The organism is Novosphingobium sp. AP12 (assembly GCF_000281975.1).
In the GTDB taxonomy this organism is placed as follows: domain Bacteria; phylum Pseudomonadota; class Alphaproteobacteria; order Sphingomonadales; family Sphingomonadaceae; genus Novosphingobium.
The window spans coordinates 146,245-168,972 of sequence record NZ_AKKE01000009.1; the positions used below are offsets into that span (position 1 = coordinate 146,245).

The 22,728-nt window shown below is 66.9% G+C and carries 19 protein-coding genes; 5 read left to right on the plus strand and 14 right to left on the minus strand.

Annotated features, from left to right (window positions below):
- The 11 genes from treZ to PMI02_RS01685 all read right to left on the minus strand — a co-directional run bounded on the left by treZ (position 1) and on the right by PMI02_RS01685 (position 15,040).
- Positions 1-1,719, minus strand: coding sequence for a malto-oligosyltrehalose trehalohydrolase (treZ, locus tag PMI02_RS01635; protein ID WP_007677740.1), 1,719 nt, complete (start codon positions 1,717-1,719; stop codon positions 1-3).
- 2 nt (positions 1,720-1,721) lie between these two features.
- Positions 1,722-3,833 (minus strand): glycogen debranching protein GlgX, encoded by a 2,112-nt coding sequence (gene glgX / locus PMI02_RS01640; RefSeq protein WP_007677743.1) that lies wholly within the window; start codon positions 3,831-3,833, stop codon positions 1,722-1,724.
- A 192-nt stretch (positions 3,834-4,025) separates the two neighbouring features.
- Positions 4,026-4,841, minus strand: a complete 816-nt coding sequence (locus PMI02_RS01645) for a ferredoxin--NADP reductase (RefSeq protein ID WP_007677746.1) — start codon at positions 4,839-4,841, stop codon at positions 4,026-4,028.
- Positions 4,842-4,847: 6 nt separating this feature from the next.
- Complete coding sequence (locus tag PMI02_RS01650) at positions 4,848-5,291, minus strand: hypothetical protein (RefSeq protein WP_007677748.1); 444 nt, start codon at positions 5,289-5,291, stop codon at positions 4,848-4,850.
- A gap of 15 nt (positions 5,292-5,306) precedes the next feature.
- Positions 5,307-6,278, minus strand: coding sequence for a DUF6607 family protein (locus PMI02_RS01655; protein ID WP_007677756.1), 972 nt, complete (start codon positions 6,276-6,278; stop codon positions 5,307-5,309).
- A gap of 131 nt (positions 6,279-6,409) precedes the next feature.
- Complete coding sequence (locus PMI02_RS01660) at positions 6,410-6,844, minus strand: EF-hand domain-containing protein (protein WP_007677764.1); 435 nt, start codon at positions 6,842-6,844, stop codon at positions 6,410-6,412.
- Between the two features lie 40 nt (positions 6,845-6,884).
- Positions 6,885-9,218 carry a xanthine dehydrogenase family protein molybdopterin-binding subunit gene (locus PMI02_RS01665; protein ID WP_007677767.1) on the minus strand — a complete coding sequence of 778 codons (2,334 nt, stop codon included), beginning with the start codon at positions 9,216-9,218 and terminating at the stop codon, positions 6,885-6,887.
- Positions 9,215-10,201 (minus strand): xanthine dehydrogenase family protein subunit M, encoded by a 987-nt coding sequence (locus tag PMI02_RS01670; protein WP_007677770.1) that lies wholly within the window; start codon positions 10,199-10,201, stop codon positions 9,215-9,217. Before PMI02_RS01670 ends, PMI02_RS01665 begins: the two co-directional genes overlap by 4 nt.
- Positions 10,198-10,722 (minus strand): 2Fe-2S iron-sulfur cluster-binding protein, encoded by a 525-nt coding sequence (locus PMI02_RS01675; RefSeq protein WP_007677773.1) that lies wholly within the window; start codon positions 10,720-10,722, stop codon positions 10,198-10,200. The genes PMI02_RS01670 and PMI02_RS01675 overlap by 4 nt, the downstream gene beginning before the upstream one ends.
- Positions 10,723-10,883: 161 nt before the next feature.
- Positions 10,884-12,614, minus strand: coding sequence for an alkaline phosphatase (locus tag PMI02_RS01680; RefSeq protein WP_007677775.1), 1,731 nt, complete (start codon positions 12,612-12,614; stop codon positions 10,884-10,886).
- Positions 12,615-12,706: 92 nt separating this feature from the next.
- Positions 12,707-15,040 carry a TonB-dependent receptor gene (locus PMI02_RS01685; protein WP_007677778.1) on the minus strand — a complete coding sequence of 778 codons (2,334 nt, stop codon included), beginning with the start codon at positions 15,038-15,040 and terminating at the stop codon, positions 12,707-12,709.
- 273 nt (positions 15,041-15,313) lie between these two features.
- Between PMI02_RS01685 and PMI02_RS01690 the strand changes: the two genes are divergently transcribed.
- The 5 genes from PMI02_RS01690 to PMI02_RS01710 all read left to right on the plus strand — a co-directional run bounded on the left by PMI02_RS01690 (position 15,314) and on the right by PMI02_RS01710 (position 20,862).
- Complete coding sequence (locus PMI02_RS01690) at positions 15,314-16,504, plus strand: glycosyltransferase (RefSeq protein WP_007677781.1); 1,191 nt, start codon at positions 15,314-15,316, stop codon at positions 16,502-16,504.
- A gap of 12 nt (positions 16,505-16,516) precedes the next feature.
- A complete protein-coding gene (locus tag PMI02_RS01695) occupies positions 16,517-17,455 on the plus strand; it encodes a hypothetical protein (protein WP_007677785.1) in 939 nt (312 codons plus the stop codon).
- Positions 17,452-17,985: a DUF2141 domain-containing protein gene (locus PMI02_RS01700; protein WP_007677787.1), complete on the plus strand. Its 534-nt coding sequence runs from the start codon at positions 17,452-17,454 to the stop codon at positions 17,983-17,985. Before PMI02_RS01695 ends, PMI02_RS01700 begins: the two co-directional genes overlap by 4 nt.
- A 7-nt stretch (positions 17,986-17,992) precedes the next feature.
- Positions 17,993-19,144, plus strand: a complete 1,152-nt coding sequence (locus PMI02_RS01705) for a glycosyltransferase (protein WP_007677790.1) — start codon at positions 17,993-17,995, stop codon at positions 19,142-19,144.
- Positions 19,145-19,230: 86 nt separating this feature from the next.
- Positions 19,231-20,862, plus strand: coding sequence for a Na+/H+ antiporter (locus PMI02_RS01710; RefSeq protein ID WP_007677793.1), 1,632 nt, complete (start codon positions 19,231-19,233; stop codon positions 20,860-20,862).
- A gap of 89 nt (positions 20,863-20,951) precedes the next feature.
- Here the strand turns inward: PMI02_RS01710 and PMI02_RS27555 are convergent, their stop codons facing one another.
- From PMI02_RS27555 to PMI02_RS01720, 3 genes are all read right to left on the minus strand, one after another.
- Positions 20,952-21,107 carry a hypothetical protein gene (locus tag PMI02_RS27555; RefSeq protein WP_007677795.1) on the minus strand — a complete coding sequence of 52 codons (156 nt, stop codon included), beginning with the start codon at positions 21,105-21,107 and terminating at the stop codon, positions 20,952-20,954.
- A gap of 3 nt (positions 21,108-21,110) precedes the next feature.
- Positions 21,111-22,166, minus strand: coding sequence for a ribosome small subunit-dependent GTPase A (gene rsgA, locus PMI02_RS01715; RefSeq protein WP_007677799.1), 1,056 nt, complete (start codon positions 22,164-22,166; stop codon positions 21,111-21,113).
- A gap of 199 nt (positions 22,167-22,365) precedes the next feature.
- Positions 22,366-22,716, minus strand: a complete 351-nt coding sequence (locus tag PMI02_RS01720; RefSeq protein WP_007677802.1) for a hypothetical protein — start codon at positions 22,714-22,716, stop codon at positions 22,366-22,368.
- Positions 22,717-22,728: the final 12 nt, after the last annotated feature.

The window sequence follows — 22,728 nt, forward strand, 5'->3', positions numbered from 1 at the left end:
TCACTCCGGGGAAACGGTGGCCGAGAACGCGAAGGGGCTCGATGCGTCGGTCAGCTTGAAGAAGGCGTTGGGTAGATGCTCGAAATCGTCTGAAGTCTTCCCAAGCCTTACACGCACGCTGAGCGTGCCGGACGCGAACGACCACTGCGCGGAGATATCACTGCCGTTCCTCGACACTTTCGAGATCGGGTTCCGGTTGCGGGCCAAGAGCGGCACGACATGCCGGCTGCGCAGGGCCAGAAGGCCATGGACGAACTGTTCGTGCTCGTTCTGATCGGGGCGCAAAGGCGCGCCTATCTTGGACGTGAGGAAGGTAGATTCGGTAATAGGATCAGGAACTTTACCACCAAAGCTGCTAAATCGCGCGAACTCCTGCGCACGGCCCTTGCGCACCGCTTCGGCGAGGTCGCCCGAGAAGTCGGCGAAGAACAGGAACGGGGCATCGGTGAGGAATTCGTCGCCCATGAACAGCATTGGCACGAAGGGCGACAGCAGCGTCAGAGCGGTCGCGACACGCAAGGCATGGGGGTCGGAAGTCAGCTGGTGGAGGCGCTCACCCTGCGCGCGGTTGCCCACCTGGTCATGGTTGCAGAGGAAGTTGATGAAGGCGGTGTTGGGCAGGTCCGACGAAGGTTCGCCGCGCGGTTCTCCGTTGGTGCGGGACTGGCCCTGTTCGATGTAGCCATCGGCAAGGGCGATCGCGATGTCGGCTATCGGATCGACGGCGAAGGGGGCGTAATAGCTTTCGTCCTCCCCGGTCAGCAGGCAATGGACGGCATGATGCCAGTCGTCGTTCCAGGTGGCGTCGAAGGGGGCCTCGGGCGTGAAATACCGGGCGAGGTTGCGTTCGTCCTCGGTGACGAGGTGGACCGGACGGTCCCAGTCGCGGGCGCGGATGCGGGCGCCCAGTTCGTCGAGGAAGTGGGTCTGCGAGTGATCCTCGATCGCGTGAACGGCGTCGAGGCGTAGCCCGTCGAAACGATACTCCTCGAGCCAGTGGAGAGCGTTGGCGATGAAGAACTCGCGAACCGCCGGCGTTTCGAAGGCGATGCCGTCACCCCACGGAGAGGATCGCTCGGCGTGGAAGAAAGCCGGGCACCATGCGCCGAGGTAGTTACCAGCGGGACCGAAGTGGTTGTAGACCACGTCGAGCAGGACACTCATGCCAAGGTCGTGCGCGGCATCGACGAAGGCGCGCAGGTCCTCGGGAGAGCCGTAGGCCGGATGCGGGGCGTAGGGGAGCACGCCGTCGTAACCCCAGCCGTGGTGACCGTCGAACTGGGCCACGGGCATTAGCTCGATCACCGTGACGCCAAGTTCGCAGAGCCGTACCAGCTGGCCCTGCGCCGCGGCCAGAGTACCCTCGTCGGTGAAGGTGCCAAGGTGCAGTTCATAGATCACCGCCTCGAGCCACGGCCGGCCGCCCCATGTGGAGCGCCACTCAAACGCAGGATCAACCAGTTTCGAGGGTCCGTGGACATCGCCGACCTGCGCGCGGGCGGCGGGGTCCGGGTAGGCGGTGCCGCCGACCACCCAGCGATAGGCATCGCCCGCCGCAGCGTCGGCCTCGAGGCTCCACCAGCCATCGCCAACGGGCTGCGCAGCCTGTACCACGCGACCCAGTTCCACGCCCACGTCCTTCGCGTCCGGTGCCCAGAGGCCGAAGCGCCAGCGGTCGGCGCCGATAGGACGGGCGCCCCATTCCACTTGCGTCGCCATGGTCAAACGGGACGGAACAGGCAGACACTGCCGGGCGAGATGGCGGCCGCCTCCGTGCCGATCGGCTCGACGGTGAACGGATCGTCGCGGGCGGTGTCGAGCACGCGCTCCCAGCGGTCGGCGCCGTTGCCGCTCGGGAGGGTAAAGTCGAGGCCGTCACCCGCGTTGACCACTGCGAACAGCGGGCGCCCGCCGTCGAGGAACACCTCGCGCGCCGAATAGTCGATCATCATGCCCAGCACCTTGAGGCCGGCCTGGGTCCACAGCTCCTCGTCCATGGCCCGGCCATCGGGCTGGAACCATGCGATCTCGACGCGCTCGTTGTCGCTGGCGTCGCCGTGCAGGAAATTCTCCTGACAGAGTACCGGGAACTGGTGGCGCAGCGCGATCATCTTCGTGCAGAATTCGAGGAAATCGTCGTCGCGGCCGGGCCAGTCGATCCAGCCCAGTTCGTTGTCCTGACAGTAGACGTTGTTGTTGCCCTGCTGGCTGTTGCCGATCTCGTCGCCGGAGAGCAGCATCGGCACGCCCTGGCTGACCAGCAGCGTCGCCATCATCGCGCGGCGGCGGCGGGCGCGGGCGGCGTTGATGTCTGCATCGTCCGTCTCGCCTTCGACTCCCATGTCGTCGGACAGGTTGTTGTCGTGCCCGTCGGCGCCGTTCTCGCCGTTCGCCTCGTTGTGGCGCTCGTTGTACGAGACGGTGTCCATCAGCGTGAAGCCGTCATGTGCGGCGAGGAAGTTGATCGAGCTGGTGGCGCCCCGGTCGGAGTGGTTGAACTGGACCGGCGAGCCGATCAGGCGCTGGGCGATGTCGCCGACCAAGCCCTCGTCGCCGCGCCAGAAGCCGCGCACGTCGTCGCGGAACTTGTCGTTCCACTCGCGGAAGGGATGGGGGAAGCCGCCGACCTGATAGCCGCCCATGCCCACGTCCCAGGGCTCGGCGATGAGCTTGACGCCGCCCAGGATCGGGTCCTGCCGGATCGCGTCGAAGAACCCGCCCTCGCGGTCGAAGCCCTGCTCCTCGCGGCCCAAGGTGGAGGCGAGGTCGAAGCGAAAGCCGTCGACGTGCATGACCTGGACCCAATAACGCAGGGAATCGAGCACCATGCGCATGACCATCGGATGCGCCACGGCCAGGGTGTTGCCGGTGCCGGTGTGGTCGAAGCTGTGGCGCGGGTTGTCGGGGCTGAGCGTGTAGTAACTGGCGTTGTCGAGCCCGCGGAAGCACAGCGTCGGGCCTTTTTCGGAGCCCTCGGCGGTGTGGTTGTAGACCACGTCCATGATGACCTCGATCCCCGCCTTGTGGAACCGCTTCACCATGTCCTTGAACTGGCGGATCGCGCGCGGGGCGGTATCGCCGCTGCGCAGGAAGCGCGGCTCGGGCGCGAAGAAGCCGAGGCTCTGGTAGCCCCAGTAGTTCGACAGGCCCTTGTCGAGCAGCATGCGGTCGTCGAGGAAGAACTGGCAGGGCAGCAGCTCGATCGCGCTGACGCCGAGCTTGCGCAGGTGGTCGAGGATCGGTTCGCTCGCCATGCCCTCGTAAGTGCCGCGAAGGGCCTCGGGTACGTCGGGGTGGGTCATGGTGAGGCCGCGCACGTGGGCCTCGTAGATGACCGTCTCGGTCCACGGGCGCGAGAGGGTCTGGTCGCCTTCCCAGTCGAAGTCGGGGTCCTGCACCACGCTCTTTACCATGAAGGCGGCGGAATCGCGCTCGTCGAACGTGGTGTCGTCGCCGGTGGTCAGGTCATAGCCCCAGAGCGCATCGTCCCACTTCACCGCGCCAGAGACTTCGCGGGCATAGGGGTCGAGCAGCAGCTTGTTGGGGTTGAAGCGGTGGCCGCGCTCGGGCTCGTAAGGGCCGTGGGCGCGGAAGCCGTACAGCTGGCCGGGCTTGATGCCGGGCAGATACCCCGAGAAGATCGAGCCTTCGCGGGAGGGTAGTTCGAGCCGGGTTTCCTCCTCGCCGTCGGCCGAGAACAGGCAGAGTTCGATGGCCTCGGCGTTTTCGGAGAAGACGCCGAAATGCGTTCCCTCGCCCGTGTACTCGGCGCCGAGTTCGTGGATCATCCGCTCGGGGCGGGTGAAGGAAAATTCGGCGGATTCCTGCGACATTGCGATGCTCCCCATGCCACGGAGCAGGCAGCGGAGGCCTCGAGCCGCCTGCAGTTTTCCGTGATGCTGCATGCGCTAACTCGCATGGGGCGGGGGCGTTCCCGATCGCAACGACGAGGTGCTCCAAACGGAAGCAGGCCCCGGTGCGCTGTCGCACCGAGGCCTGGCCCTTGATTGCAAGCCTAGTCGAAATCAGCCGACGAAGGCGCGCTCGATCACGAAGTCGGCGGGCTTGTTGTTCGAGCCTTCATGGAAGCCCATGCCTTCGAGCATCGCGGCGATGTCCTTGTTCATCGCCATCGAGCCGCAGAGCATGACGCGGTCGATCGCCGGGTCGAGGCGGGCCTCGCCAGGGATGCCTTCGAACAGGCGGCCGTTCTCGATCAGGGTGTTGATGCGGCCGGTGGTGTGGAACTCCTCGCGGGTCACGGTCGGCACATAGTGGAACTGCAGGAGCGCCTGGTCCTCGACCAGCGGATCGCCGGCGAGCTGGCTTTCCAGCTCTTCGCGGAAGGCGAGGTCGGAGACGCGGCGGACCGAGTGGACCACCACGACCTGCTCGAACATCTCGTAGACATCGGGGTCGCGGATCAGCGAGAGGAAGGGGGCGAGGCCGGTGCCCGAACCGAACAGGAACAGGCGCTTGCCGGGCGAGAGCGCGTCGGTCACCAGCGTGCCGACCGGCTTGCGGCCGAGGTAGATCTGGTCGCCGGGCTGGATCAGCTGCAGCTTCGAGGTGAGCGGGCCGTCCTCCACCTTGATCGAAAGAAATTCGATCTCCTCGGCCCACGATGGGCTGGCGATCGAGTAGGCGCGCAGCAGCGGCTTGCCGTTGTCGCCCTGGAGGCCGATCATGATGAACTCGCCCGAGCGGAAACGGAACGAGGCCGGACGGGTGATCTTGAAGCTGAAGAGGTGCTCGTTCCAGTGCTGGACCGAAAGGACGGTTTCAACGGTCAAGGCGCCGGTGGGCTCAAGGGTGGCCGCCTCGGCCTTCAGGTCGCTCATCAAAGTCTAGTCCTCGATATTATGCGGGGCGATCAGGGCGATGCCGAAACCGACTATTGTCATCGCGGCACTGGCGCGGGACATGGCCTGGGCGACCGCCGCGACGGTGTCCTCGGGCACGATATGCGCCAGAGTCGCACGTACGTTCTCGCGGCGCCCTATACCGACGTCGCGCCAAAGTGCAAGCAGCATGGCTTCGTGCTCGGATATCCGGCCGCATCCCATGGGGGCGAGCATCAGGCGCTCGCCCGCCCGGCGGCTCAGCAGGGCCATGGCCATGTGGAAGTCGGGAAGCACCGCCGCGGCGTTGAAACCGGCGAAGGCACGGGCGAGCGACTGGGCGGGGCAATTGCCCTTGGCGGCGGAATGGGCCCACCCGCGCATGCCCCACAGGATAAAGCGCCCGTCGTTGTCGAGTTCGGTGACGGGGCGGTCGATGAAGTCGTACACGGGGCGCTCCTTCGCTTACAGCTTGCGGGTATTCTCGGCGATCAGCTTGCGGGCGGCCGACGCCGCCTTGGCGGTGGTGGTCTTGCCGGCCTGGATTGCCTCGGCGAGCTCCATGAGGCGGGCGCTGATGACGGTGCCGGTGTCCGCCTGCTCGGTCACGGCAATGCCGCCGTTCGCCTCGGCCACGCGCGCCCATTCGGCGCGGACCTGCGCCCAGTAGTCCCTGGTGGCGGCCCAGTAATCGTCGGCGGCCTTCACGTCGTAGCCGTCGAAGCGGGTATAAGTGTTGAGCACGTATTCCTGGACGATGGGGACCAGCTTGCCGTCCTTCAGCCCCAGCTTGGTGTTGTCCTGCCAATGCACCCAGCCCTCGGGCGTGGGCTGGTGGCGGTTGATCGAGAGGTAGCGGTCGTAGACCGGGTTCCTCACGGCGTCGCGGCGGGCGAGCGGGCGCCAGGTCCAGTTGGAGCGCCAGCGGCGCACGCCGCCCTGCGTCTCAAACTGGCCCCAGCCTCCGTAGCGCGGGGAATCGTCGACTTGATACACCGTCTGCGACCAGCGGCCGGCGCGCAGCTTCTCGGGCACGTCCTCGAACTTCCAGCTATTGCGGTCGGCGTAGACGAGGACGCGGGCGGGCTCGTAGTCCCAGTCCTGGCGCCAGTGCTTGATGACCATCGTTTGGCCCTCTTGCTCGACGACCAGCAGGTGCTGGAGGACGATCTTGCGGCCGCTGTCCTCGACTACGCGGACGACTTCATTGCCGCCGGAAATCTTGCGTTCGAGCGCGGTGTAGTCGGAAACCCACGGCGTCGCTTCCTGCATGTCGAAGCGCACTTTGTAGGTGCCGGCCATGGCGAGGATGTCCGCGCGGTCCTGTTCGAAGGAGGCGGAGACAGGCGCCGCGATCGGCGGATGGGCGAGCGCCGGGCTGGCGGTCATTGCCAGGGCAAGGAGACTGGCGGCGAGGAGCTTGGAGATGCGGGTCATGGGTTCCGGTGGCCAGAGATCGCTATTGCGAATAATTCGCAGAAGCAGTTATCTGCATGGCCCGGACCCGCGCGTCAACCCTTGTCGGCGCGCGGGCAGGGATTTGCGGGCATTGCGAAGACGGGCGTCTGTCAGCGCGCGTCCATCATCGCCTTCGTCTGTGCCTGGGCGGCGGCCATCTCGACCTTGTCGACGCTGCCGTCGCCGTCGGTATCGGCGCGTTCGAACATCGGCATCGGCATGGCGTCGTACTCGGCGCGGGTGACCTTGCCATCCTTGTTTTTATCGGGTTCGGTGATGAGCGTGTCGAGCTTCTGCGCCGCTTCGGGGCGGACCTTGGCAAGACGGGCGTAGTCCTCCTTGCTCACCGCGCCGTCGCCGTTGCGGTCTAGCCGGCCGAATTTCGCGCTGCGCGAGGCGCGGTACTCGTCGCGGCTGACGAGCCCGTCCTTGTTGGCGTCGGCGGTGGCCATGATACCGCGTTCGCCGCCGCCTCCGCTCCCCATCTGCGCATGGGCCGTGGGCGCCACGCTGAGGGCGAGCGCGCCCAGGATGATCCTGTACATTGCCATTCTCCCAAATTGAGGGCCGTTGGTCGGCCCCGTTCTACAAGAGCTTGTCCAGCGTGATCGGCAGATCGCGCACGCGCCTGCCGGTCGCGTTGTAGATGGCGTTGGCGACGGCCGCCGCCGTGCCGGTGATGCCGATCTCGCCGATGCCGCGCGCGCCCATGGGGGTGTGAGGGTCGGGGATGTCGGTCCAGATCACGTCGATCTCGGGCACGTCCATGTGGACGGGGACGTGGTACTCCGAGAGGCTGGGGTTCATCACCCGGCCCTTGCGCTCGTCGAACTGGGTCTCCTCCATCAGCGCGAGGCCGAGCCCCATGATGATGCCGCCCCGGAACTGGCTTGTCGCTGTCTTGGGGTTGAGAATGCGCCCGCAGTCGAACGAGCCGAGGAAGCGGCTGACGCGGGGCTCTCCGGTCACGGTGTTGACGCGCACCTCGCAGAACATCGCGGCGTGGCTGTGCATCGACCAGTGCTGCGTCTCCAGCGGCATCGGCGCTTCCGCCTCGACGCTGACGGATGCCTGCCGGGCGCGGCCGAGGATGGAGACGTAGGTTTCGTGCCGCTCGGGCTCGTCGCGCTTGCACAGGCCGCCGTCGCGGCTCGCCACTTCGTCGGGCTTGAGGCCGGCGAGGGGCGAATCGTTGCCGGCGATCTTGAGCAATTCCTTCACCAGCGCGCCATGCGCGGCGCTGACGGCCGCGCCGATCGAGGCGGTCTGCTGCGAGCCGCCGGCCAGCACGACGCCGGGTAGGGTGGAATCGCCGTAGCGGAACGTCACCTCATCCATCGCCAGCCCCAGACGGTCGGCGGCGACCTGGGTCTGGGCGGTGGCAGTGCCCATGCCCATCTCGTGCGCCGCGATATCCACGGTGGCATGGCCGCCCGAGGTGATCGTGATGCGGGCGGCGCCGCCGGGCATGCGGTAGTACGGATAAGTGCCCGTCGCGCAGCCCATCCCGACCAGCCACTCGCCGTCACGGACCATGCGGGGGACCAGATCGCGCCGGTCCCAGCCGAAGCGCTGCGCACCGGCGCGCCAAGCCTCGGTCACGTTGCGCGAGGAGAACGGCAGGCCGGAGGTGGGGTCCTTCTCGGGCTCGTTGCGCATGCGCAGCTCGATGGGGTCGATGCCGAGCGCCTCTGCCAGCTCGTCCATCGCGGATTCGAGGGCGAAGGTCCCGACCGCTTCCCCCGGCGCGCGCATGAACGTGTTGGCCAGCATGTCCAGCTCGACCGCCCGCACGTCCAGCTTGAAGGTCTCGGACGCATAGGCGCTCTTGGTCGCGACGATGAACGGTTCGGCCATCATGTTGCTTGCCGTCTTAGCCGTCGTGCCCGAGTGGACCAGCGCCTTCAGCCTGCCCTCGCGGTCGGCGCCGAGCGCCACGCGCTGCTCCGTCGGCGATCGGCCACCGACGATGCGGTAGACGCCTTCGCGCGACAGGACGAGGCGCACCGGGCGTCCGGCCAGCTTCGCGGCCATCGAGGCGAGGACCTGGTGCTGCCACAGGCATTTGCCGCCGAAACCGCCGCCCACGAAGGGCGAAGTGATCACCACCTGCTTCTCGTCGATGCCGAACATCTGGGCGATCGACCACGCGGTATGGGCCACCAGCTGCGACGCGTCGTGGATGCGCAGGGTATCGCCCTCCCATGCGGCGGTGACCGCGTGGAGTTCGATGGCGTTGTGGTTGTGGCGCGGGGTGCTGTAGCTGGAATCGATACGCACCGGCGCATCGGCGAGGGCCTTATCGGCATCGCCGATCTCGAGGTGGAGCGGCTCCCCCATGAATACCGCCGTGCGACTTCCGGCCGCCTTGGCTTCGGCGAAATCGATCAGCGCGCGCCGGGCTTCGTAGACGATGTGCACGAGCGACCGCGCGTGGTCCGCCTGCTCCTGCGTTTCAGCGAGGACCACCGCCACGGGCTCACCGTTCCAGCGAACCACGTCCTCCTGCATTACCGGAAGATCGTCGCCACCCGCGGCCTTGGCTCCGGACAGGAAGACCGGCGGCGGTGAGATGCGCGGGGCATTGACGTAGGTCATCACCGCCAGGACGCCGGGCGCCGCCTCCGCCGAGGTGGTGTCGATCTCGAGGATCCGGCCCTTCGCGATCGGACTGAACACGAGGCTGGCGTAGGCCATTCCCTCCATTGGGAATTCGGCGGCGAACGGGGCGCTGCCGGAAACCTTGAGTGGTCCGTCGATGCGCGAGTGAGGACGGCCGACGTGGCCATGCCGCATGGCGATCAGCGGGTCGGGCTCGCCTCCCGGCATCCAGCTGTCCGGCGCGATGGCCACGGCCTTGCCCATCGCGCCCTGGACGGCGCCCTGGAGCAGATCCTTGGCGTCCTTGAGGATGCTCATGCCGTTTCTCCCGCCAGTTCGCCAAGCACCGCCGCAATCGTCCTGCGCGCGAGTTCGATCTTGAAGCCGTTGCCGGCAAGCGGTTTGGCATCCGCCAGTTCCGCATCTGCGGCAGCCGTGAAGGCCGCGGCGCGGGGCGGTCCGCCCCGCAGGACTTCCTCCGCCTTGAACGCACGCCAGGGCTTGTGCGCCACGCCGCCGAGCGCGATGCGCACGTCGCGGATCCGGCCGTCCTCGACATCCAGCAGCGCCGCCACCGAGACGAGCGCGAAGGCGTAGCTCGAACGGTCGCGGACCTTGCGGTAGGTCGAGCGCGCGGCGAAGGGCAACGGCGGCAGCTCGATCGCGGTGATCAGTTCGCCGGGTTCCAGCAGAGTATCCACGTCCGGGCGGTCGCCCGGGAGGCGGTGAAGGTCCGCTACGGGGAAGCTGCGCTCGCCCCGTGCGCCGTGCAGGTGAACCACGCCGTCGAGCGCGGCAAGGGCGACGGCCATGTCAGAGGGATGCACGGCGACGCATGACGGCGATGCGCCCAGGATCGCATGGTTGCGGTTGAACCCCTCCAGCGCGTCGCAGCCCTGGCCGGGGAGGCGCTTGTTGCAGCGCGATCCGTCGTCATCGTAGAAATAGGCGCATCGCGTGCGCTGGAGCAGGTTGCCGCCCACCGTCGCCATGTTGCGGATCTGCGCGCTGGCTCCGGCGAGGATCGCGCGCGACAGGGCCGGATAGCGCGTGCGCACCGAACGATGCTCGGCCAGCGCGGTGTTGCGCACGCCCGCTCCGATCAGCAGCCCGCCGTCCGGGAGTTCCTCGATGTCACGCGACAGGCCGCTGACGTCGACCAGCGCCTCGGGCCGCTCGACGGTTTCGCGCATCAGGTCGACCAGGTTGGTGCCTCCGCCGAGGTAGCGGGTGTTACAGTCTCCGCTCTGTCGGATCGCGTCCGCGACGTCGGTGGCGCGGGAATAACGGAAAGGGGTCATTCAGCGGCCTCCGCCAGCGCCGTTTTGGGAGCGAAGGTTTCGGCGATGGCGTCGATGATGCCGTTGTGAGCGCCGCAGCGGCAGAGGTTGCCGCTCATTCGTTCGCGCAGTTCGTCGCGGCTTAATGCTATCGTCTCGGACGAAAGGTCACTCGTGACGTGGCTGGGCACGCCGCGCCGGATTTCCTCCGCCATGCCGATCGCCGAGCAGATCTGGCCTGGCGTGCAGTAGCCGCACTGGAAGCCGTCGTGCTCGACGAAGGCAGCCTGCAGCGGATGCAGCGCGCCCGGCATACCGAGCCCCTCGATCGTTGTGACCGAGCGTCCTTCGAACTGTACGGCAAGAGCGAGGCACGAAAGGATGCGCTCGCCGTCGACGAGCACGGTGCAGGCTCCACAGGCGCCTTGGTTACAGCCTTTCTTCGTACCGGGAAGATGCAGGTCCTCGCGCAGCAGGTCGAGCAGGGACACGCGCGGATCGTTGGGAAGGGAAACGGCTGCGCCGTTCACAGTGATGGTCATGGGTCAGCCTCGCAGTCGGCGGGCTTTCCGACGCGGCTTGGCCCGCACGAGATAGAAACGCGATACCATCGATTTGGTGCCGCGTAACGTGTGCAGTTGCACACCGAAGCGATGGGAAGGTGCGCCGCTTCGTGTCGGAGGGAAACTCCTTCCCAGTACCCTCAGGCCAGGCGGACCTGCTTGCCTGCCCGCTCGAACTTGTCTTCGCGAAGGCCCTTGACCGTGTAGTCGCGCGAGAGAACGGTACTGACCGCGACGAAGCTGGCGGTGCCGCTGGTCCGGCCGAACTCCACGCGGACGTAGCCCTGGTGCATGTTGTCGGTCCAGACGACCTCGGCCATGTGGTCGGCATAGGCCTTGTCGAGCCGGACCGACATTTCCGGGCCGAAGCCGCTGTCCATGAAGTCGCCGGGCGAGGAAATGCCAGCCGTGCCGAACTCGATGCCGGCCGGACGGCCCTTCGCGTCGGCAAGATCGTTGGTCCAGAAGCTGTGGCTGTCGCCCGAGAGAAACACGAGGTCCCCCGCACCGGCGCGGCGGGAGAGATCGTAGAATTGCTCGCGGGCCCAGGGGTAGCCGCCCCAGGCGTCGGTGTAGTCGGGCAGTGCCCAGCGGCCGCGCCATGCGAGCGAAACGTCCGGGTCCATGGCGAGCTTGAACATCTCCTCCTTGCTCTTCGCAGCGGCGAGCCGGGGGAGGGGATCGGGCAGGATGCCGAGCCTGGCCAGGTCGGGGACATCGAGGCGGCCGATCACCATCGGGCAACCGATCACGCGCCACGGCTGGCCGTCCTTCACCGACTTCGTCAGCGCGGCGCTCAGGTCGGCCTCCAGCTCGGGCGAGATGATCGGCCGGTTGGGCGCGCCGAGCACGTCCTTGCGGAAGCGTTCGGCCGAGGCGTCGTCGACGATCTGTGCCGCGTACTGCATGTAGTCGATCTGCTCGGCGCGGGCGGTGTGGCGCGTTTCCAGCGTGTGCAGCAGGGCGAGGTCGCCGAAGCTGTAGGCGCGCCAGAACTGCATCCGGGTGCGGCCCTTGACCGCCAGCCACTCGGGCTCGCGCACCGGCATCCACTCGTAGTAGGCGCGGATCGAGGCGGCGCGGCGGGTAGCCCAGTCGCCTTCGGTATCGGGCTGGTGGTTCTGCCCGCCGCCGGTCCAGGGGTTATTGGCGCTCTCGTGGTCGTCCCAGCAGGCGAGCAGGGTGTGCTGCGCGTGCATCGCCTGCGAGCCGGCGTCGGTCTTGTACTGGGCGTGACGGGTGCGGTAGTCCGAGAGGGTGACGATCTCGTGCGCGGGAGAATGGGCGCGGCCGATCTTCGCCGCCACGGTCTCGCCCCAACCGTCCTTGCCCCCGTATTCGTAGATGTAGTCGCCGGTGTGGAGCACGAAGTCGATCGCCGGGTCCTTGGCGATAGCATCGTAGGCGTTGAAGAAGCCGAAGGCGTAGTTCGAGCACGAGGCCAGCGCGATGCCCAGCGTGTCGAGCTTGCCTTCCGGCAGCGTCCGCGCGCGGCCGATCTGGGACACCGCCTTGCCGAGCAGGAAGCGGTAGTAGAACGTGCCGCCGGCGGGCAGGCCGGTGGCGAGGACCTTGACCGTATGGTCACGCATCGCATCGGTGGTCACGGTTCCCGACTTCAGCACCTTCCTGAAGTCGGGCGAGGCGGCCAGTTCCCAGCGGACCTCCTGCGCGTCCTCGGCCTCGACGCGGGTCCACAGCACCACGCTCGACGCATCCGGATCACCGGCGGCAACGCCGTGGCGGAACACCGGGTTCACCGCCGCCGCCGCGAGCAGGGCGGCCGGCATGGCCAGCATCGCCGCGGTTCCTGCGATACCGGCAAGCATGGCGCGGCGGGAAACCTGGGTCTGGCGAAGGATGCTGGTCATGGTTGGCGGCCCTTGTTCGTGTCGGGAAGATAGACGGGCGGACCGGGCCTTTACGGCTCCGACCCGCCCGGCAGGCGTGCAGACGATAGTTATCAGAAGTCGGCGGTGACGCTGAACACAGCGGTGCGCGGCGTGCCGATCCAGGCATAGTTGCCCGAGATGCCGCCGAGGTAGTCCTCGTCGGTCAGGTTGGTGATGTTGAGCGCGAACTGCAGCGACTTGAAGTGGTCGCTGAGCGCCTCGCCCTTCACCGCGACCGAGAGGTCGGTCAGGAAGTAGTTCTTCGACACCCACGAGTTGTCGGCATCGACGAAGCGGTTGCCGGTGTACTTGCCAGTGACGCCGAGGGTGACGGGGCCGTAGTTGTAGGTGCCCGAGAGCACCCACATGTGCTTGGGGATACCCGAAACACGGTTGCCTTCGGTCACTCCCTGTTCCGCGTCGAGTTCGGCATTGCCCGTGCCGCGATAGGTCGCGTCGATGTAGGTGTAGGCGCCGTAGAGGCTCAGGCCGTCGACCGGGCGGACGTTGGCGAGGATTTCGAAGCCCTCGCTATCGATGCCGCCGGCGTTGAAGAAGCGGCCGTCGCCTTCGCTGAGGTAGTCCGGGCCGGCCGAGGTGGAACTCGGCACGAAGATCACCTGGTTGGAGAACTTGCTCTTGAACCAGGTCGCCGAGGCATTGAAGATCGGGCTGGCGTAGCGCACGCCCGCTTCCCAGTTCTCGGCGGTCTCGGGCTTGATGTCGGCGATGGCGTCGGCACTGTACTCGAGCAGGTTGTCGGTGAGCGCCTTGAAGTTCTCGGAATAGCCGCCGAACACGTCGAGACCGGCCAGCGGCTCAACCTTGACGCCGCCCGACCACAGCACCTTCGACTTCGACTTAGTCTTGAGGTTGTCGGTCTCGCCGAACAGGTCCTCGCGGTCGATGTGGTTGATGAACTGCTTGCCGCCGATGTTGGCCGTCACCGGGCCGACGACGATCTGCTCCTCGACGTACCACTTGAAGGTGCTCTGCGGATACTTGCGGTCGTACTGCGTCCAGTAGGGATCGGCGTCGTAGGCGGGGCCGACGCGGGTGTCGGTGATGTGGTGCCAGTCGCGCCATTCGCGGCGGTGCGCGTCCTCGTACCACAGGCCGCCGCGCAGGGTGTTCTCGATCGAACCGAACTGCGCGTTCCACGCCGCATCGGCGGTGCCGCCAAGACGGTCCTTCCGGTAGTGGGTGTGACGATAGGACTGCTGCCACAGGAAGTTGGCGGTGGTGGCCGGATTGACCGCCTGGCCGGCAGCGTTGGTGGCGTAGTAGACCGGCGTGCCCGAGCCGGCGGGCAGGGTGGCCCACCAGGCGGGCGTGCCCTTCACCGAACCGCCCGAGATCTCGCTCTGTGCGCCGGTGCCGTCCTGGATCACGTCGACGATGTAGGGCGGCGCCCAGTCACCGCGGCCGGCCATGTCGTGGTAGTAGATCGAGCCCTTGAGGTCGATCTGGTCGGCGATCGTGGTCTCCGCCTTCACGTAGCCGAAGAAGTTCTTGCGCTTGGTGTTCCACACCTGGCGGTAGTTCTGGTCGGCCGCCGGCACGCCGGTCCACACGCCGACCAGCGCGTCGGAATGGGGGCTCGCGGCGTACTGCTCGGGCGAATACATCTGGTCGTAGTTGCTCTCGAACGCGTCGTCGTAGCTGGCGTAGCCGCTTATCTTGACGGGCGTGTCGATGACGAACTTGGCCGAGAAGGTGTCACGGTAGTTCTTCGCCGAACCTTCCATCCAGTCGGTGGCTTCCTGGTGCGCGTAGGAGACCCAGGCCTTGGCGACGCCGCCGATCAGGCCGGTGTCGACCCGGCCATAGTAGCGCCGAGCCTCGTAATCGCCGACCGAACCCTGGACGCGGACGTTCAACTCGTCCCTGGGGTCCGAGGTCACGAAGTTGATCGTACCGCCCAGCGCCTCGTTCGAGCGCGAGGCGATGTCGGCGGTGCCCTGGAACACCTCGACCGTGGCGATGTTGGCGCTGTCGACGAAGCGGCCGGCCTTCGAACCGCCGCCGTAGCCCGAGCCGCCGTTGGGCAGGCCGTCGATGGTCAGGCCGACCTGCTGGGTGTCGAGGTTGGTCTGGTAGCCGCGGATCGAATAGGTCGTCGACCAGTCGTCGAAGCCGTAGGCGTCGCCCTCGTTGACCTGCACGCCGGGCAGGGTGCCGATGAGGTCGATGGCGCTGGCGATCGGCGACTTGTCGTCGAGGAGCGTCACGTCGAGGGCGGCGTTGTTGTAAGTCGTACGCTGGCCGGTGACGACGATAGCGTCGGCCTCGCCTGCCGCATCAGCGGCGTCCGCCGCCTCGTCGGCAAAGGCGGGTGTGCTCGCTGCGATGGCGGCAAGGCTTGCGCCGAGGATGCAGAAGCTACGGATGGAAATGGTGCGCATGGCTGAAACCCCCTGTGCCAGTTCGTTGTGCGACGCAGCATTTGGGCGTGTATTCTGACGCGGTGGAGACGGTTCCGGGACAGCTCGAGGACAGTTTATTGACAGGGTATCGACGGTATTGCGACGAACTCTGAGCAGTCCGTTCCAACGCATTGATCCGTTGCGTTTCAAAGGCAGTTGCGTGTCCGGCAAAAGACCGCCGGGGCAACGTCACAAACGCGAAATCATCCGTGCATAGATCGCGGGCCGTGACCACCGATCAGTCGGACTGAAATGCACGGACCTCTCAGGATTGCCATTCCGATACACAGCCTGGAGCCGGGCGGAGTCGAGCGCGTGGCGCTAGGCCTCGCGGCGCGTTGGCGCAACGCCAGCCATGAGGTGACGATCGTCCTCGGACGGTCGGGTGGCTCCAATTTGTGCAGCGCACCAGCGCTCGACTACTGGAGTATCCCGAGCCGTCTCTCTACCAAGGGCTGGCGGACGCCGTGGATGATCCACAGTCTCTACAGCTACCTCGTCGAGCGCCGGCCCGACGTGGTCTTCTTTCCCGGCAATACTTACGCGATCGTGGCGGCGGCTATGAAGGCGCTGCTGGGCCAGCATGCGCCGCCCATGGTGCTCAAGGTCAGCAATGCGCTTCACCGGCCCGACATGGGGCAGCCGATGCGCACGGGCTACGGCGCTTGGCTGCGCGTGCAGGGGCGCCTGTTCGATTCGATCGTCGCACTTTCCGAGCCCATGCGCCGCGAAGTCCGCGAGCGGATGCGGGCCGAGCCCCGGCAGGTGAGCGTCATCGCCAATCCGATACTCACGCGCCAGCGGCTGATCCAGCTCGGCCGGATCGAGCGGCGCCCGCCCTCGGCCTGGGGGATGCGCTACCTGGCGGCGGGGCGGCTCGTGCCCCAGAAGAATTTCCCGATGCTGCTCAAAGCCTTCGCAGGTTCGGCGCGGGGCGAGGACAGGCTGACCATCGCCGGCGAAGGCCCCGACCGTGCCCGCCTCGAAGCGCTGGGGCAGGGGCTGGGCATCGCGGGGCAAGTCCGCTTTGCCGGCCACGTCGCCAGCATCGACACGCTGCTTGCGCATAGCGACGCGCTGGTGCTCAGCTCCGACTACGAGGGCTTGCCCGGTGTCGTCGTCGAGGCGCTGGCGGCGGGGCTGCCGATCCTCGCCACCGACTGCTGCGTCAGCATGGCCGGCCTCATCGACCAGGGCCGCACGGGCATCGTCGTCCCGCCGGGCTGCACCGACAGCTTCGCGAAAGGGCTCGCCGACCTGCGCCAGATGCGCGGCGATCCGGCGCGCGCCCGCGCCGTGGCAGCGATCTACGAGGTCGAGAGCGCCGCCGACCGCTACATCGACCTCATGCGCGACCTCACCCGCCGGCGCGACAGCAACCGCAGGGCAGGCCTCGCCCTCAGCACTTTCGGGCCCAGCGGTTCGCTGCGGCGGTTCCAGTAATCCGGATCATTCATGGAGACCTCCTTGCCATCATCTGCGGCACTCAGCGGCCTCGAACGGGTAGCGATCCAGCTGCACCCGCAGGACCGTTCGCATCGCGGACGCAACGCGGTGTTCTCGATCCTGCTTTCGCTCGCCGTCATCGCCGCCGTGGTCCACGAGACCAGCAGCATCGAGCTGCGCCGGCTTCCCGCGATGATCCCCAGGTCGCCTGCCTTCTGGCTGGTGTTCGCGGCGTCCTACCTCGTCACCCCGTTCAGCGAGTGGCTGATCTTCCGCAATCTCTGGGGCATCCCGGCGGCGGGCTTCTTCGCGCTGATCCGCAAGAAACTGTATAACGAACTGCTGCTGGGCTACCTCGGCGATGCCTATTTCTACACCTGGGCGCGCCGCCGCGTGGCGCTGGTCGCTGCCCCGTTTGGCGCGGTCAAGGACACCGCTATCCTTTCGGCGATGACCGGCAACGCGGTGACGGTGCTGCTGCTGGCAATCGTCCTGCCGCTGATGGGCAGCCATGCGCTGGGGATCGAGGGGCCGGTGCTGCTGCTATCGCTCGGCGTCATCCTGGCGATCTCGATCGGTGCCATGGCCTTCCGCCGCCGCGTCTTCAGTCTCCCGCGCGAGCAGCTCTGGATGATCGGGCGGATGCATCTGGCGCGCATCGTCATCTCGACGGTGCTGTCGGCGGTGCTCTGGAACTTCGTGCTGCCCGACGTCGCGCTGTCGTGGTGGTTCTACCTCGCGACGCTGCGTCTCCTGGTTTCGCGCCTGCCTTTGATCCCCAACAAGGACCTCCTCTTTGCCGGCATCACCGTGGTCGTGCTGGGCGAGGAACACGACATCGGGACGCTCATGGCGCTGATGGCGGGCCTAATCCTCGCCACGCATCTGGTGCTCGGCGCCCTCATCGCCCTCCACGATCTCGCCAACAACCTGGATCGACGCACGTGATCTCCCTGGTTCCTGTTCTTTCACTCGTCACTGTCCTGCCTGTCGCCGCAAGCACGACGCCCGCCTCCACGCCCGACCTCGGCAAGGCGGAAGCCCGCTGTCGCCCGGCCGAGAGCGGCCCGTCCTTCGCGCTCGAGGTCAAAGGTCTCAAGGACCGCGCCGGCAAGCTCAAGCTTGAAGTCTACCCGGCGAACGACAAGGACTTCCTCGCCGACGACAACGTGCTCATCAGCGAGGATAAGACCTTCCGCCGCGTCGAGGTGGACGTCCCGGCCAGCGGCCCCGTTCGCCTTTGCGTTCGCGTGCCCGAGCCCGGCAGGTACGCCGTCAGCCTGCTCCACGACCGCGACGAGAACCGCAAGTTCGGGTGGAAGATCGACGGCATCGGCTTCGCGGGCAACCCCAGACTAGGTTTCAACAAGCCGCGCGCCGATCGCGCCGCCGCGACGGCGCAAAGTCGCCCGACACCGCTTTCGATCGTGCTCAACTACCGCAGGGGCCTCGGCGTGGCCCCGCTCGCATCGAGGTGATGACGTCATGAAGATCGTCGATGTCTGCGCCTTCTACACGCCCTACGGCGGCGGCGTGCGTACCTATGTCGAGCAGAAGCTGCGCATCGGCGCGGCGCTGGGCCACGAGATCGTCATCGTCGCGCCCGGCGACGAGGACGCCGTGATCGAGCGCGGACCGGCCGCGCGCATCATCACCTTGAAGAACCCGCGCTTCCCGCTCGACCGCAAGTACTGGTACTTCGCCTCGGCCGCGCAGCTTCACGACACGCTCGACGCACTGGCGCCCGACTATGTCGAGGCAACCTCGCCCTGGCGCAGCGCGGGCCTCGTCGCGGACTGGCAGGGCAGCGCGCCGCGCAGCCTCATCATGCACGCCGACCCGCTTTCCGCCTATGCCTACCGCTGGTTCGGCAACGTCTTCTCGCAGCGCACGATCGACTGGCAGTTCTCGGTCTACTGGGACCACCTGCGCCGCCACGCCGCCCGCTTCGACCATGTCGTCTGCGCCAACCCCGACCTCTCGCGACGACTGGCGGAGGGCGGGGTGCCGCGTACCGTTTCGATCCCGATGGGCGTCCAGCCCGGCCGCTTCTCGCCGCAGAACCGCGACCGGGCCTTGCGCGCCCAGCTTCTCGCCGACTGCGACCTGCCCGAGAGCGCCAGCCTGCTGCTGGGCGTCGGGCGCCTCGCCGCCGAGAAGCGCTGGCCGCTGGTGATCGACGCGGTGAACGCCGCCTCGCAGGAGCGACCCATCGGCCTCGTCGTCTTCGGCGAAGGCCGAGAGCGGCGCGTGGTCGTCAAGCACATCGCGGGCAATCCGCACGTCCGCCTGTTCACGCCGGAGCGCAACGGCGACATGTTCGCCCGCATCCTTGCCAGCGCCGACGCCCTGATCCACGGCAGCGAGGCCGAGACTTTCTGCATGGCCGCCGCCGAGGCGCGCGCCAGCGGCATCCCGGTGATCGTGCCCGACGAAGGCGGCGCGGCCGACCATGCCTCGGGCGGGGCAGGGACCACTTACGCCGCCCGCGATCCCGCCGCCGCCGCGCGCGCGATCCTCACTGTTCTGGGCCGCCCTGCACACCAGGCTTGCCACGCCCGCACCAGCACCGAGCATTTCGCCGAACTCTTCGCCCTTTACGAGTGCAGCCATGCCAAGAGGCGGCGCGCAGCCTGAATTAGCTCCAAAAGGGCGGTTCCGGGGGTTGCGCCTGCCGCCGCCCGTCCCCTAGGGTTCCTTGGTCCCACCCATGGAGTGACGTTTTGGAAACAGTCTCGATCGTTCTTTTCCTCCTGCTGGCCGTCGTCGTCAGCGGAGCCGTTGCCAGGATGCTGCCTTTCTCGATACCTACGCCGTTGGTGCAGATCCTGCTGGGCGCCGGTATCGGCCTGTCCACCTCGCACCGGGTCGAACTTGATCCCGAACTGTTCCTCTTCCTCTTCCTTCCGCCGCTGCTATTCCTCGACGGCTGGCGCATTCCCAAGGACGAACTGCTCAAGGACGCTTCCACCGTGGTGGAACTGGCGCTGGGGCTGGTGCTCATCACGGTCGTTGGAATGGGCTTCTTCATCCACTGGATGATCCCGGCCATGCCTCTGGCGGTCGCCTTCGCGCTGGCGGCCGTGGTCTCGCCGACCGACCCGATCGCGGTTTCGGCCATCGCCGCGCGCGTGCCGATCCCCAAGCGCATGATGCACATTCTGGAGGGGGAGTCGCTTCTCAACGACGCGTCAGGCCTGGTCTGCCTGCGCTTCGCCGTCGCCGCCGCACTCACCGGGACGTTCTCGGCCGGAGATGCTGCCCTGAACTTTGCCTGGGTCGCGCTCGGCGGACTGGCGATCGGCGTAGCGGTCACCATCGCCGCCACCCGTGCCAAAGCCTGGGTCACGAAGCGCTGGGGCGAGGATACCGGCTCGCAGATCCTCGTCAGCCTGCTGATTCCCTTCGGCTCGTACCTCATGGCCGAACACCTGCACGCCTCGGGCATCCTCGCGGCGGTGAGCGCGGGCGTGACGATGACTTATGCGGAAATCTCGCGGCAGGCGATGGCGGTCACCCGAATGCGCCGCAATTCGGTGTGGGACACGATCCAATTCACGCTCAACGGCATCATCTTCGTGCTGCTGGGCGAGCAGCTACCAGGAATCCTCACCAGTGCGCGGCAGACGGTGGCGCTGACCGGCCACACCGGGCCGGGGTGGCTGGCTCTCTACGTCCTCGCCATCGTGGCCGGGCTGGCGGGCCTCCGCTTCGCCTGGGTCTGGGCTTCCCTCAAGCTGACGATCCTGCGCAACACCAAGCGCGGGGAGGGCGTGCAGAGCCCGGACTGGCGCCTGATCGCGGCGACCTCCGTCGCGGGGGTGCGCGGTGCCATCACGTTGGCGGGTGTGCTGACGCTGCCACTGGTGCTGAACGACGGCACCCCGTTTCCCGCGCGGGACCTAGCGATCTTCCTCGCGGCAGGGGTCATCGTGGTCTCGCTGGTGCTGGCGAGCATCGCCTTGCCCATACTGCTCAAGGGGCTGACCTTGCCTCCCGAACCGGTCAAGCATGCCGAGGAAGCAGGCGCCCGGGTCGTCACCGCCGAAGCCGCGATCCAGGCAATCGAGCGCCACCAGCACGCACTCGCCGCCGACCGGGTGGAGGCGGACATCTACGCCGAGGCGGGCGGGCAGGTGATGAACCTCTACCGCGAGCGGGTCGAGGGCCTCAGCGGCCGCCAGTCCGCCGAAACGCGCGCCGGCGACAAGCTCCTGCGCGAATTCCGTCTCGTCGGGGTAAGGGCCGAGCGCAAGGCGCTTGCCCGCCTCGTCCGAGGGCGCGACATCAGCAGCGAGACGGCTCGCAAGCTGACCCGCGAGTTGGACCTGTCGGAAGCCCGCTATCTGGGGTGAGCAGGCTGAGGGCCGGCCTGCACAATCCCGAAATCACTTGCGCTATCGTCCATAAGTTTTTGAGATAGATGGATTTAGGCGCCAGGAACTCAGCCCGCCTTCTTGGCCTTGTGCTCGGCCAGGAGCTTGTCCAACTCGGCGATCCTCAGCCGTTCGGGCGTGCCTTTGGCGAGGCCCTTGAGGCGGCAGGCGGCCCAAAGGCTCTTCCGCTCGGATTCCAGCGCTTTCAGGTAAAGGTCAGCCATTCGTCATTTCCTCTTGCCGGACTTGCGGGCGCGGGTGCGTCGCTCCGCCAAGGTGCCGGTATTGATGATATCTTCCGCCGTCAGCTTGCGCCAGCGTTCGAGCCGGGCGGTGTCGAGGTCCCCGCGCGCGATCGCGGGCCGGATGGCGCAGCTGGGCTCCGCCTCATGGGTGCAGTTGGTGAACCGGCATTGGAGGACGAGGGCCGCGATGTCGTCGAAAACTTCGGCAAGCCCGGTGTCCGCATCCGAAATCTTGAATTCGCGCATGCCGGGCGTATCCATCAGCCAGCCGCCGCCCTCTAGGCGGTGCATCTCGCGCACGGTGGTGGTGTGCCGGCCCTTGCCGTCGTTCTCGCGGACCGCCTGCGTGGCGATGCTGTCCGAGCCGCGCAACGTATTGACCAGCGTGGACTTGCCGACGCCCGACGAGCCGAGCAGGGCGACCGTCTCGCCCCGGCCGCAGCGCGCCGTGAGCTTGGCGACGCTGGCGGGATCGCGCGCATTCACCAGTTCGACTTCGAGGCCGGGCTGCAGTGCCAGCGCCGTTTCGTGAAACTTTTCGAGCGTGTCGGTCAGATCAATCTTGGTCAGCACGATCACCGGGGTAACACCCACCTCGCGCGCCAGGACGAGGTAGCGTTCAAGGCGCGGGACGCTGAAATCCTGGTTGCACGACGTGACGATGAACAGCGTATCAACATTCGCGGCGATCAGCTGGACGCGGCGATCGTCGCCTGGCGCCGGCCGTTTGAACAGGTTCGCGCGGTCGAGGATGCGCACCGCCTCGAGGTTCTCGCGCTCGATCAGCAGCCAGTCGCCGACGGTCGGCCGGTCCTCCTCGCCGCGGGCATCGGGACCGCCGCGCGGGTTGGGAAGGCGCGACGAGATCAGGCTCTCAAGGCCTTCACCCGCAACCGCGACCATCCCGCGATGCACCGCCATGACGCGCACGGGCTGATAATCCCGTTCTTCCTCGGAAGCGACCTGCTGGCTGAAGAAGGGAGTCCAGCCCAGATCGGCAAGCGTGTGGTCGGCAAGTTGCGGTGAAGGTGCTTCCATAAGTTTCAGCAGGCGACTTTCATGACCGCATTCCGGGAGAGGAATGGTAACGCACGGCCGGGAGGGCTGGGCGGGCGGTCCGCCATACAGATCAACTCGCCACTTGGATACCGCGCTCGCTCGTTGCAAGTGACGTCGCCAACGCACCGAGACCCATCTTGCATCGATAATATATCTTATGTTAAATTATGACCGGGTATCAGACCTGCGGTCCGTAGGCGGATGCATCGAACCAGAGCTGCCCGTCCCAGAAATCGAACGGGACTACGAAGATCATCGGGCACTGCTCTGCCTTGGGGCCATCGTCGGGCGCGTAGCCGTCGTCGGGGAGCGTCTGGTCCAACCGTCCGTCGTCGCCTTCTCCATAGGATTCCGGATCATCGCCGACGTTCTTTTGCAGGGAGACCGGTGACAACGTCCATCCATCCACGCCGGTATCGCAAAAATCGGACATATGCCGCTGCCCCCTCGGCAGGTCCTGCACCTGACGATGGGGCAGCGGCGCGGCTTGCGGTGTACCGGCGAGGAGCATGAGGGCGGCCAACAGCATGATCTGGTATTC